General features: G+C 67.2%; 10 protein-coding genes and 1 pseudogene. 1 reads left to right on the top strand and 10 read right to left on the bottom strand.

Annotated features, from left to right (window positions below; translation table 11 throughout):
• Window positions 1-3: 3 nt before the first annotated feature.
• Both IEX13_RS00910 and IEX13_RS00905 read right to left on the bottom strand, forming a co-directional pair.
• On the bottom strand, window positions 4-207 hold the full coding sequence (locus tag IEX13_RS00910) for a YgaP family membrane protein (RefSeq protein ID WP_188660095.1): 204 nt from the start codon (window positions 205-207) through the stop codon (window positions 4-6).
• Window positions 208-237: 30 nt separating this feature from the next.
• A complete protein-coding gene (locus IEX13_RS00905) occupies window positions 238-1,509 on the bottom strand; it encodes an NAD(P)/FAD-dependent oxidoreductase (protein ID WP_188660092.1) in 1,272 nt (423 codons plus the stop codon).
• 96 nt (window positions 1,510-1,605) lie between these two features.
• Here IEX13_RS00905 and IEX13_RS00900 point away from each other — a divergent pair, with 96 nt between their 5' ends.
• A complete protein-coding gene (locus tag IEX13_RS00900; RefSeq protein ID WP_229668408.1) occupies window positions 1,606-1,953 on the top strand; it encodes an ArsR/SmtB family transcription factor in 348 nt (115 codons plus the stop codon).
• Window positions 1,954-1,979: 26 nt separating this feature from the next.
• Here IEX13_RS00900 and tkt read toward each other — a convergent pair whose 3' ends face one another.
• The 8 genes and pseudogenes from tkt to IEX13_RS00860 all read right to left on the bottom strand — a co-directional run bounded on the left by tkt (window position 1,980) and on the right by IEX13_RS00860 (window position 11,650).
• On the bottom strand, window positions 1,980-3,983 hold the full coding sequence (gene tkt / locus IEX13_RS00895; protein WP_188660089.1) for a transketolase: 2,004 nt from the start codon (window positions 3,981-3,983) through the stop codon (window positions 1,980-1,982).
• Window positions 3,984-4,082: 99 nt separating this feature from the next.
• Window positions 4,083-5,366: a dicarboxylate/amino acid:cation symporter gene (locus tag IEX13_RS00890; protein WP_188660087.1), complete on the bottom strand. Its 1,284-nt coding sequence runs from the start codon at window positions 5,364-5,366 to the stop codon at window positions 4,083-4,085.
• Between the two features lie 50 nt (window positions 5,367-5,416).
• Entirely contained in the window at window positions 5,417-6,598 is a 1,182-nt protein-coding gene (locus tag IEX13_RS00885) for an EAL domain-containing protein (RefSeq protein WP_188660084.1), read from the bottom strand.
• 72 nt (window positions 6,599-6,670) lie between these two features.
• Window positions 6,671-8,824 carry a type IV pilus secretin PilQ gene (locus IEX13_RS00880; RefSeq protein WP_229668407.1) on the bottom strand — a complete coding sequence of 718 codons (2,154 nt, stop codon included), beginning with the start codon at window positions 8,822-8,824 and terminating at the stop codon, window positions 6,671-6,673.
• Window positions 8,825-8,839: 15 nt separating this feature from the next.
• A complete protein-coding gene (locus IEX13_RS00875) occupies window positions 8,840-9,352 on the bottom strand; it encodes a pilus assembly protein PilP (protein ID WP_188660081.1) in 513 nt (170 codons plus the stop codon).
• A gap of 11 nt (window positions 9,353-9,363) precedes the next feature.
• A complete protein-coding gene (locus IEX13_RS00870; protein WP_188660078.1) occupies window positions 9,364-9,996 on the bottom strand; it encodes a type IV pilus inner membrane component PilO in 633 nt (210 codons plus the stop codon).
• A gap of 2 nt (window positions 9,997-9,998) precedes the next feature.
• A pseudogene (locus tag IEX13_RS00865) lies at window positions 9,999-10,592 on the bottom strand (PilN domain-containing protein); the annotation flags it as partial.
• Entirely contained in the window at window positions 10,592-11,650 is a 1,059-nt protein-coding gene (locus tag IEX13_RS00860; RefSeq protein WP_188660072.1) for a pilus assembly protein PilM, read from the bottom strand. The gene IEX13_RS00860 and the pseudogene IEX13_RS00865, both read right to left, overlap by 1 nt.
• Window positions 11,651-11,714 lie beyond the last annotated feature (64 nt).

Here is an 11,714-nt window from a genome sequence, read left to right as displayed (position 1 = left end):
ACCTCACTTGAAGGCGCAGCCGGCGTTGAAACCGAGCTTGCGGAAGATCATGGCCGCCGGGCAGAAGCCGGTGAAGGACGCCTGCAGCATGTTCAGGCCAATGAAGGCCGTGAACAACAGCCACCAGGGCGAAACGAAGTACACGAGGGCGGCGCTGATCAGGATCATCACGCCGGCAAAGGCCATCACGGCACGGTCGAGGTTCATGGGATTCTCCGGGTTCGGGTTTTGGGGGGACTACTTCAGGCGCTCGATGCCCAGGGCCTTGAGCACGTACTTCTCGTACAGCGGTTCGGTGTTGCCGGACTTCATCTTCGAGAGGAAGTACTTCTCGAAGGCGATCTTGGCCACGTGCACCCATTTGCCGACCTTGGCCCAGGTGACGTTGCGCGGCGGGTTCTGCGGCAGCGCCACGAAGGCCGCGCCGGTGTCGCCCATGTCGGCCAGGCAGATGGCGTTCCAGGTGGCCTTGTGGTCGGCGGGCTTGCCGGCCAGGTCGGCGGCGATGTTCTGCGCGATGGCGGTCACCATGGACTCGATCATGAAGCCGGTCTTGGGCGCACCAGTGGGCACCGGGGTCACTTCGACCGGCGGGATGGCGACGCACACGCCGGCCGAGAAAACGTTCAGGTAGACCGGGTTGCGCTGGTGCGCGTCGATCTGGACGAAACCGCGCGGATTGCACATTTCCTTCGCCGAGCGCACTGCATCGACGCCGGTGAAGGCCGGCAGCACCATCGAATACTTGAACGGCAGTTCGTGCGTGGCCAGCGGCTGGCCGCGCGCGTCCATTTCCTCGGCGTGCAGCACGCCGTCTTCGACGCGGGTGATTTTTGCGTTGGTGATCCACTTGATGTGGCGCTGGCGCAGCTCGGACTCGAGCAGGCCCTTGGAATCGCCGACGCCGCCCAGGCCCATGTGGCCGATGTAGGGCTCGGGGCTGACATAGGTCATCGGCACCTGGTCGCGCAGCTTGCGCTTGCGCAGGTCGGCGTCGAGGATCATCGCGAACTCGTAGGCCGGGCCAAAGCAGCTGGCGCCGGCCGCCGCGCCGATGACGATCGGGCCCGGCGACTTCAGGAATTCCTGGTAGGCCTCCCAGGCGGCAAACGCGTGCGGCGTGGTGCAGACCGACTGCGTGAACCCGCCGTCCGGGCCCAGGCCGGGCACTTCGTCGAAGGCCAGGCGCGGCCCGGTGGTGACCACCAGGTAGTCGTAGGCCAGTTCGCGGCCGTCTCGCAGGCGCAGCTTGTTCTCGGCCGGCAGCACTTCGGCGGCGCCGGCCGGTTCGAAGCCGATGTCTTTCTTCGCCAGGTAGGGGCGCACCCCGATCTGGATATCCTTGGGCTTGCGCCAGCCCACCGCCACCCAGGGGTTGGACGGGGTGAAGCTGAAATGATCGCCCTCGCCCACCACGGTGATCGGATGGTCCTTGCCCAGCAGGGCCCGGAGCTCGTAGGCGACGCTCATGCCGCCGATGCCGGCGCCGAGGACAACGATACTGGCCATGCTCTACTCCCGGGCCGGTCTATCCGGCGGTGCTAATTTAGTAGAATCTTAATTAGTAATGTGGCATGCTGTCAACACCCCCGCACAGGCAGACCCATGACCGCTTCCACCCGCCAGCCCACCCCCGACCCCGCCATCAATTCGGCCGAACTGATGGAATCGGCGTCGGAAGCCGCCGCCGAGCTGCTCAAGGCCATGGCCAACCCGCAGCGCCTGCGGGTGCTGTGCCTGCTGGTGGAGAGGGAAATGTCGGTGGGCGAGATAAACGCCCTGGTGCCGCTGAGCCAGTCGGCGCTGTCACAGCACCTGGCGGTGCTGCGCGAAAAGAACCTGGTGGCGACCCGGCGCGAGGCGCAGACGGTCTTCTACTCGGTGGCCGACGGCACGGTGCACGACGTCATCGAAGTGCTGCACCGGAACCTTTGCGGCCCGGCGCAAGACTAGGGGGCGCGGGGCCCCGGATCATGGCCTCAGGCGAGCGACGTCGCCGCGTCAACCACCGCATCGACGGTGATGCCGAAGTGCGGGAACAGCTTGTCGGCCGGCGCCGAGGCGCCGAACTGGTCGATACCGACCACGGCGCCGTCCAGGCCGACGAACTGGCGCCAGTAGCCGGTGACGCCGGCTTCCACGGCCACCCGCTTGCGGCACCAGCCCGGCAGCACGCCTTCGCGCCACTCGATCGGCTGGCGTGCGAACACCTCGGCGCAGGGCATGGACACGACCCGGGCCTTGACGCCCTTGTCGGCCAGGCGGCGCATGGCCTCCATGGCCAGCTCCACTTCCGAACCGGTGGCGACCAGGATCAGGTCGAAGCTGCCTTCGCCCGGATCCGACAGCACGTAGCCGCCGCGGGCGATGTCGGCCAGCTGCTGCCGGGTGCGCGGCTGGTGCGCCAGGTTCTGGCGGCTGAACACCAGGCAGCTGGGGCCGTCGGTGCGTTCGATCGCCGCCTGCCAGGACACGGCTGACTCGACCGCGTCGCAGGGACGCCAGACGTCGTTGTTGGGGATGTAGCGCAGCGCCGCCAGGTGCTCGACCGGCTGGTGGGTCGGGCCGTCTTCGCCCAGGCCGATCGAATCGTGGGTGAACACGTGGATGGCGCGGGTGGGGATGAGCGCCGACATGCGCAGGGCGTTGCGCGAGTAGTCGGAAAAAACCAGGAAGGTGGCGTCGTAGGGAATGAAGCCGCCGTGCAGGGCCAGGCCGTTGCTGATGGCGGACATGCCGAACTCGCGCACGCCGTAATGGATGTAGTTGGCGCTGGGGTCGCCGCTGGTGACCGACTTGCTGCCCTTCCACAGGGTCAGGTTCGAATGCGCCAGGTCGGCCGAACCGCCGATCAGTTCCGGCAGCAGCGGGCCGAAGGCGTCGAGCGCCATCTGCGATGCCTTGCGCGAGGCCACCACCGGGCCGTCTTGCTGCAGCTTGGCGATATAGGCCTGGGCGGCGTCGGCGAAATCCTCGGGCAGCTCACCGTGCGAGCGGCGCACGAGTTCGGCGGCCAGCTCCGGGTAGGCCTTGGCGTAAGCGTCGAAGCGCTGGTTCCACTGTTCTTCGCGCACCAGGCCGCTGTTGCCGGCGCGCCAGCCGTCGCGGATCCCGGCCGGGATTTCAAACGGCGCGTGTGGCCAGCCCAGGGCTTCGCGGGTGGCGGCCACTTCGTCCTTGCCCAGCGGCGCGCCATGGCTCGATTCCTTGCCCGCCTTGCCGGGGGAGCCGAAGCCAATGGTAGTGCGGCAGCAGATCAGGGTCGGCTTGCCGGTTTCAGCCTGGGCGGTGCGGATGGCCTGGGCGATTTCCTGCGGATCGTGGCCGTCCACCTTGCGGATGACCTGCCAGCCATAGGCCTCGAAGCGGGCGGCGGTGTCGTCGGTGAACCAGCCCGAGGTGTCGCCGTCGATGGAGATGCGGTTGTCGTCCCAGAGCGCGATCAGCTTGCCCAGGCCCCAGGTGCCGGCCAGCGAGGCCACTTCGTGCGAGATGCCTTCCATCAGGCAGCCGTCGCCCAGGAACACCCAGGTGTGGTGGTCGACGATGTCGAATTCCGGGCGGTTGAAGCGCTGCGCCAGCAGCTGCTCGGCCAGCGCCATGCCCACGGCGTTGGCCAGGCCCTGGCCGAGCGGCCCGGTGGTGGTCTCGACGCCGGGCGTATGGCCGAATTCCGGGTGGCCGGCGGTCTTGCTGTGCAGCTGGCGGAAATTGCGCAGCTCCTCGATCGGCAGGTCGTAGCCCGACAGGTGCAGCAGGCCGTAGACCAGCATCGAACCGTGGCCGTTGGACAGCACGAAGCGGTCGCGGTTGAACCACTTGGGGTTGTTCGGGTTGTGGCTGAGGAAGTCGTTCCACAGCACTTCGGCGATGTCGGCCATGCCCATCGGCATGCCGGGATGGCCGGACTTGGCGGCCTCGACGGCATCGATGGCGAGGAAACGCAGGGCGTTGGCGAGGTCGCGGCGGGAAGGCGTGGTCATCGGGGCGTCCAGGGCGTGGGGCCCGGGGCCGGGCCAACGGGGCGCTATTGTCGCCGACCCGGCCGCCGATGTCGCGCTTGAACCGGCCCCGCCGGGGTGCTAGCCGGCCGCCGCGGGTTCGGGCGGGGATTCGCGCACGCCTTCCTCGCTGCGGCCGATGACCACCGAGCCGACCATGTCGCCGCCCACGTTCACCACCGTGCGGCACATGTCCAGCAGGCGGTCGACGCCCAGGATCAGGCCGATGCCCTCGGGCGGGATGCCGAACATGGCCAGGATCATCGCGATCACCGGCAGCGAGCCGCCGGGCACGCCGGCGGCGCCGATCGAACCGAGCATGCACAGCACCAGGATCATGGCCTGCTGGAACAGGCTCAGGTCCACGCCGAAGAACTGGGCCAGGAAGAGCACCGTGATGCCTTCGAACAGGGCCGTGCCATTCATGTTCGCGGTGGCGCCAAGGGTGCAGACGAAGCGCGCGACCCGGCGCGGCACCCCCAGGGCTTCTTCGGTCACCTTCAGGGTGGTCGGCAGGGTGGCGCTGGACGACGACGTCGAAAACGCCGTCAGCAGCGCCGGCTGCGCGCCCCGGAAGAAGGCCACCGGCGACATGCCGCCGAAGACGCGCAGCAGGATCGGGAAGACGATGAAGAAGTGGATCGCCAGCGCGGCCAGCACGGTGCCGACGAATCGCGCCAGCTGGACCAGCACGTCGAAACCCAGCTTGGCGGTGATAGAGAACAACAGCGCCGCCACGGCCCAGGGCGCCAGCCGGATGACCCAGTCGATCAGCTTCAGGCAGATGTCGTAGACACCCTGCACCGCCGATACGAAGGAGCGGGTGCCGTCGCTGCGGATGACGGTGGCGGCGATGCCGAACATCAGCGCGAAGAACATGACCGCGATCAGGTCGCCGTTGGCCGCGGCGGCCACGGGGTTGCGCGGCACGATGTTCAGCAGCACCTGGAGGCCCGAAACCTGCTCGCGGCCGGCGGCGATCTGCGTTGCGCGCTCGCCCGCACCTGCCATGATTTCCGCGCCCAGCTCCGGCGGGATGCCCTGGCCTGGGCGGATCAGGTTCACCATCACCAAGCCGATGGTCACCGCGATGGTGGTGACGGCCAGGATCCACACCAGGGTCTTGCCGCCGATGCGCCCCAACGACTGCGGGTCGCCGATTTCCACCACGCCCAGCACCAGCGCGGAAAACACCAACGGGATGACCAGCATGAACAGCAGGCGCAGGAAAACCTGGCCGACCGGGTCGGCGACATAGGTCGTCACCAGGTCGAGCCAGCCGGCGTCGGCGGCGAATAGATTGGCGGCAAGGCCCAGCACGGTGCCGGCGATGAAGCCGACCAGCATGCGGGTGTGCAGTGACATCGGGGGCATTCCTGGCGCTCCGTGCGGCCTGGGTCTGGACGAAGCTTACCTCAGCCGCCGAAGGGACCCGGTGGCGATTCGGCAAGGATGTCCGTCAACGTGCGCGGCCTGCCAATCAGATAGCCCTGCGCGTAGTGGCAGCCCAGCCTCCGCAGCGCCTGCAGTTGGGCCGACGTCTCGACGCCCTCGACCACGATCTCCGCCTGCAGTGCCCTGCCCAGCTGCACGACCGCCTCGACCACCGCCATGGCCCGCGGGTCGCCGAGCATGTGCCGGGAAAAGGCCTGGTCGACCTTGAGCACGTCGAACTCAAGCCGATGCAGGTGCGCGAGGTGGGAATAGCCGGTGCCGAAATCGTCCAGCGCCACCTTGATGCCGTGGTTGTGGCACAGCGAGATCACCTGGCCGACCAGGTCGTAGTCGAGCACCTGGCTTTCGGTGATCTCGAGCTTGATGCTGCCGCGCGGCAGGCTGGCCGCGTCGGCCCGGGCGACGATGCGTTCGACCAGGCCGGGGTGGGAAAGCTGGCGCGCCGATACGTTCACGGCGACGAAAGGATGGCCGTGGCCGGCTTCAACCAGCCGCGCCACCGATTCGCAGGCGGCGTCCATCACATACTCACCGACGGGAACGATCAGCGAAGTTTCTTCGGCCAGGGCCACGAACTCGACGGGCGAAATCGGGCCACGTTCGGGATGGTGCCAGCGCACCAGCGCTTCGTAACCGGCAATGCGGCCGCGGTCGACGTCGAGCAGGGGCTGCAGGCTCAGTTCCAGACCCCGCGCGGCCAGGGCCTCGCGCAGCTGCGACTCGAGCCGGATCTTGTTGACGCCCAGGCGCTCGGAGGTGGTCATGGGCACCGGGGCGGTATCCGGACCCCGGCCCTGCAGCGCCGAGAGCGCGCCGCGATAGCGCTTTAGCTGCCCTTCGAGAAGGGAGCGCACGATCGGGTCCGTGCCGGCCAGGCGCTCGGCGATCTGGCTGCGGTCTATCGGGAACAGCACCGTGTCGCTGATGGCGATTGCCGTGGCGGTGCGCGGGGAGTCGTCGATGACGGCCATCTCGCCGACCAGGTCGCCGGGACCCAGCAGGCTCAGCACCACGTCCTTGCCGCGCTGCCTGGCCCGTACTTCGATGCCGCCGGTTTCGATCAGGTAGGCGGTGTCGGGTGGGTCCCCTTCCCGGAAGAGGACCTCGCCGGCCTGCAGCGTGGTTCGCAGCGACGGATTCATGGGCTCAGGATGCCAGAAACAAACAGGGCCGCTTGCGCGGCCCTGTCCGTGGGTTCAGCCACCCGGGTTCGGTCAGGAACCCCGGTGCGCCACCTGCAGGATGCGCGGGGTGACGAAGATCAGCAGCTCGGCCTTCTGAATGCCGCGGCTCTTGTTCTTGAACAGGTTGCCCAGCACCGGCAGGTCGCCGAGGAAGGGAACCTTGCGCAGGTCCTCGCGGTTGCTGAACTCGTACACGCCGCCCACGACCACGGTCTGGCCGTTGTCGATCAGCACCGCGGTGCTGACCTCGCGACGGGCGATCTGCGGCACGAAGCCACCGGACGGGTTGGCGACAAGCTCGCTGACCTCGTCCTTCTTCACGGCCAGGTTCAGGTAGACGCGGCCGTCCTGGGTGATGGTCGGGGTGACCTTGAGCTCAAGCAGCACTTCCTTGAACTCGACGGTCGCCTGGGCGACGGCACCCGGCGTGGCGGCCGGCTGGATCGTCAGGTAGGCCACTTCGTCACCCTGGCGGATGATGGCCTCACGCTGGTTGGCGGTGATGACGCGCGGGTTGGAAACCACTTCGCCGCGGCCTTCTTCCTCGAGCGCCGACAGTTCCAGGTCCAGGGCGATGTCCTGGCGCAGGATGCTGAGGTTGAGGATGCCGGCCGCCGGGTTCACCGGCAGGTCGACGATGAAGCCGGAGTCCGTGGTGGTCTCGTTGCTGTTGGGCAGCACGCCGGTCCGGTCCTGGACGCCGAACATCACGCCCAGTTCGCGGGCGAAGACTTCGGTGGCGACCACGATGCGGGCCTCGATCAGCACCTGGTCGACCGGGCGGTCGAGGGTGGCGAGCATGTTCTTGATCTCGTCCACCTTGCTCTGGATGTCGATGACCAGCAGGGTGTTGGTGCGCGAGTCGAAGCTGACGCTGCCGCGCGGCGACAGGAAGCCACCGCCGGCGCGCGTTTCACCGCCGCCACCGCCGGTGGTCTGGGCCTGCTTGCTCTCGTCGGTCAGCAGGCCAGCGATGTCCTCGGCAATGCCGTAGTTCACCGGGATGTATTCGGTGACCAGCGGCTCACGGTCCTCGTTGGCGATGCGGGCATCGGCAACCGCCTTCTCGAAGTCGGCGATTTCCTTCTGCGGCGCGACCCAGATGACGTTGCCGTCACGACGCTTGTCGAGCTGCTTGGCGCGCAGCACGATGTCCATGGCCTGGTCCCAGGGCACGTTCATCAGGCGCAGGGTCACGTTGCCCTGCACGGTGTCGGCCGCGACCACGTTCAGGCCGGACTCCTCGGCGATGAGCTGCAGCACCGTACGGACCGGCACGTCCTGGAAATTGAAGGTCACCGGACGGCCGGCGTAGCGCTTGGCTTCCGGTTCACCGGCAACCGCACCGGCCGCACGGCCGGGCGCCCCGGCGACGATCGTGCCGGCGGCGCCACGCTTGGGCGTGACCTCGACGACGTATTCGTTGCCGGTCTGGTAGGCCATGGAGTCGACGGCGCCGTTGGTGTGGATCACCAGGCGGGTGCTGCCGGCATTGGCATTGGGCTCGAGGCTCTGCACCGGGGTGGCGAAGTCGGTCACGTCCAGCCGGCGGCGCAGGGCCTCCGGGATGCTGGCGTTGGCGACGTCGACGACCAGGCGGTTGCCTTCGTTGCGCATGTCGGCGGCGGCACCGTCTCCGTTGAACTTGAGGATGACCCGGCCGGAGCCGTTCTCACCGCGTCGGAAGTCGATGTTGGCCACTTCCAGGGCGGTCGCCACCTTCTTGGTCGGGTCAGGGCCGGTCGCCAGGCTGTTGGGCTGGGCACCGCCGTCCACCGTCAGCACCAGCAGGTTGCCGGCGGCGCGGGTGGTGTAGCCGGCCGGGCGGAACAGGTCCACCACGACGCGGGTCCGGCCGCCTGCCTCGACGGCGGACACGGCCGACGTGGCGCCGCTGCCGATCACGATGCGGCGCTGGTCCAGGCCATTGCTGGTCCCGGGCAGGTCCATCGCGATTCGCGGGGGCGTGTCGGTGGTGAAAGCCTGCACGTCACCAACGGGTTCGGAGAACTCCAGGGTGATGTCCACCTTGCCTCCGGGTGCCGAGGCATAGCGGACGTCCTGCAGGACGTTTGCTGCCAGCGCGGAAAGCGACGTCGCCATGCCGACGGCGAGCGCTCCCATGGCCAGCACCCAGCGTCGCTTGGTGCCCATCCCCTCGCCGATCGTTTTATTCGCGGTCATCGTGCATTCCCCCAATCAATTGTCTTCAAGGGCGATACGGGCCTGGCGTTCCAGCCAGTCTCCCGCCCCATCCGGTACGAGTTCGACAATCTCGATGCGGTCTTCATAAACCGCGGTGATACGACCGTCGTTGAGACCCAGGTAGTTGCCGGCCCGCACGCGATGCGTGACGCGGTCCGGTCCCATCACCAGCCCGACCACGTCGGCACCACCACCGATCGTGCCGACCATGTCCAGGCTATCGAGCGGGAAGGCCTCGAGGACCTCCTTGCGCCGATTCGGGTCTGGCCGCAGTGCGTTGCTGCTGTCGCGGTCCGCACTGGGCTGGGCGAACGGGTCGCGCATGTCCTGCGCGGCATATTCAAAGGTTTCGAACTGCTTCATCACCGGCAGCGGGTCCAGCGGCGGCGCCGGGCGTGCCTTGACCTCGGCCACCCAGGCCTCGAGGTCACGCTTGCCACGGGTGCAGGCCGACAGGGACAGCGCGATGGCCGCGATAAGCAGCCCGCTCATGGCTTTACGGGTCATGGACGGGGCCATCACTTGGAGCCTCCCGCGGTATTGGAATCCCCGGCTTCCTCTTCTTCATCGAGGTACCGGTAGGTCTTGACCGTGCCCGAAAGCACCAGGATGCCGTCCGAGCCGTCACGTGGCTGCAGCGAGATGTCGTGCATGGTCATGATGACCACGCGCGGCAGCGAAGCCACGCCGCTGACGAAGGCGCCGAACTGGTGGTAGGAGCCCACCATGCGCAGCTGGATCGGCTTTTCGGCATAGAACTCGCGCTGGCTTTCGGCGCCGGGCTGGAACAGCTCGTTGTTGATGCCTGCCGCGAGCGCGGTCTGCGAAATGTCGACGATCAGGTCGGGCATCTCGTTCTTGCTCGGCAGCTGCCGCAGCATCTGCTGCAGCATCACTTCCATCTGGGCCAGCTGCTGCTTGAGCGGCTCGAGGTTCGCGGCGCGTCCCTGCTTGCCCTGGAACTCTTCACGCAGCTGGATTTCGGTGGACTCTTCCGCCTGCAGCATCAGGCGCCTGTCGCTGACGAACAGATACCAGCCCAGGCCGATGATCAGCGCGATAAGCAGAACGCAGGCGCCCACCTTGACCTGGATCGGCCAGGCCCCGGAGTTGTTGAAATCGAGGTTGCGAAGGTCGATGTTGTTGCTCACTGGGCACCTCCCGCGACAGCGTTGCTTTCGGCCGGCATGTCGTCGGTGTCCTGCTTGGGCGTCACCAGCTGCACCTTCAGCGAGAAGGCATTGGGCAGGCCCCTGTCGTCACCCTTGGCCTCGATGATCGTGAGGTCCGGGTTGGCCATCCAGCCAGACTCTTCCAGGTTGCGCATGTAGGAGCTGACCCGGGCGTTGGACTGGGCCGAACCTTCCAGCGTGAGCTGCTGGCCGGCCTGCTTGATCGAGTTCAGGCGCACGCCCTCGGGGATGGTGCGCACCAGCTGGTCGAACAGGTGCACCATCTGCGAGCGGCTGGCCTGCAGTTCCTCGATCACCTGCTTGCGGGCAAGCAGGTTGGCCTTCTTCTTGTCCAGGGCCTCGATTTCCGTGATCTGCTGGTCCACCAGCACGATCTGGTCGCGCAGGTACTGGTTGCGCCCCTGCTGGCCTTCGATCTGGCCGTTGTAGTAGACGACGATCAGGAAGCTGATCAGGAGGCCAGCCGCGGCCGAAAGGCCCAGCATGGTCATGAATTCCTTCTGGCGCTGCTTGCGTCGCTCGGCGCGCCAGGGAAGCAGATTGATTCTGGCCATCAGTCGAAGCTCCTCAGGGCCAGGCCGCAGGCAATCATCAGCGCCGGGGCGTCCTGCGCCAGGGAATGTGCCTGGACGCGGGGGCCGAGCGCCATGTTGGCGAGCGGGTTAGCGATGACGGTCGGGACGCCCAGCTGTTCCTCGACCAGGTTGGCGATGCCGGCGATCGAGGCGCAGCCGCCGGCCAGGACCACCTGGTCGACGCGGTTGAAGTCGCTGCCGGCGTAGAAGAACTGCAGCAGGCGGCTGACCTGCTGGACCAGTGCTTCCTTGAACGGTTCGAGCACTTCGACCTCGTAGCTTTCCGGCAGGCCGCCCTGGCGCTTGGCCAGGCCCGCCTCGTCGTAGCTCAGGCCGTAGCGGCGCATCACTTCGTCGGTGAGCTGCTTGCCGCCGAAGACCTGCTCTCGGGTGTAGATGCTGCGCTGGGCGCGCAGCACGTTGAGCGTGGTCATGGTGGCGCCGATGTCGACCAGGGCCACGATCGCGTCCTTGGGCACCGACAGCTGGTCGGCGACCAGCTTGAAGGCGTTCTCCATGGCGAAGGCCTCGACGTCGACGACCTTGGCGCTGAGCCCGCCGAGCTCGAGCGCCGACTGGCGCAGCTCCACGTTCTCGGTGCGCGAGGCCGCCAGCATCACCTGCACCATTTCGGGGTTGTTCGGCACGGGGCCGATAACCTCGAAGTCGAGGCTGACTTCCTCGATGGGGAACGGGATGTAGTTGGAGGCTTCGAGCTGCACCTGGTCCTCGAGGGCGTCCTCGTCCAGGTCGCCCTGGATCGGGATGATCTTGGTGATCACCGAGGAACCCGAAACCGCGGCCGCGGCGTGCCGGGCCTTGGTGCCGGACCGGGCCACCGCACGCTTGATCGCCTCGCCGACGGCCTCGACCTCGACGATGTTCTTCTCGACCACAGCGTTGGGTGGCAGCGGTTCCACCGCGTAATGCTCAACGCGGTACCGCCCGCCGGACTCGGTGAGCTGAAGTAGCTTGACGGCAGTGGAACTGATGTCCAGGCCGACCAGCGGTGTCTTGGCATTTCCGAAAAGACCCACGGTTTCTCCCCTTCCGACGGGCGCTTACACACGAATGGTGCGCCATTACATTAAATAACGAAAA

Source organism: Arenimonas soli (assembly GCF_014643775.1).
Lineage (GTDB): Bacteria > Pseudomonadota > Gammaproteobacteria > Xanthomonadales > Xanthomonadaceae > Arenimonas > Arenimonas soli.
This window is presented reverse-complemented; position numbering and strand designations above follow the sequence as displayed.

Excerpts from the sequence above, each read along its gene's own strand:
- tkt (WP_188660089.1), bottom strand. The coding sequence starts at position 3,983 with ATGACCACGCCTTCCCGCCGCGACCTCGCCAACGCCCTGCGTTTCCTC.
- IEX13_RS00885 (WP_188660084.1), bottom strand. The coding sequence starts at position 6,598 with ATGAATCCGTCGCTGCGAACCACGCTGCAGGCCGGCGAGGTCCTCTTC.
- IEX13_RS00890 (WP_188660087.1), bottom strand. The coding sequence starts at position 5,366 with ATGTCACTGCACACCCGCATGCTGGTCGGCTTCATCGCCGGCACCGTG.
- IEX13_RS00875 (WP_188660081.1), bottom strand. The coding sequence starts at position 9,352 with ATGACCCGTAAAGCCATGAGCGGGCTGCTTATCGCGGCCATCGCGCTG.
- IEX13_RS00900 (WP_229668408.1), top strand. The coding sequence starts at position 1,606 with ATGACCGCTTCCACCCGCCAGCCCACCCCCGACCCCGCCATCAATTCG.
- IEX13_RS00910 (WP_188660095.1), bottom strand. The coding sequence starts at position 207 with ATGAACCTCGACCGTGCCGTGATGGCCTTTGCCGGCGTGATGATCCTG.
- IEX13_RS00905 (WP_188660092.1), bottom strand. The coding sequence starts at position 1,509 with ATGGCCAGTATCGTTGTCCTCGGCGCCGGCATCGGCGGCATGAGCGTC.
- IEX13_RS00880 (WP_229668407.1), bottom strand. The coding sequence starts at position 8,824 with ATGACCGCGAATAAAACGATCGGCGAGGGGATGGGCACCAAGCGACGC.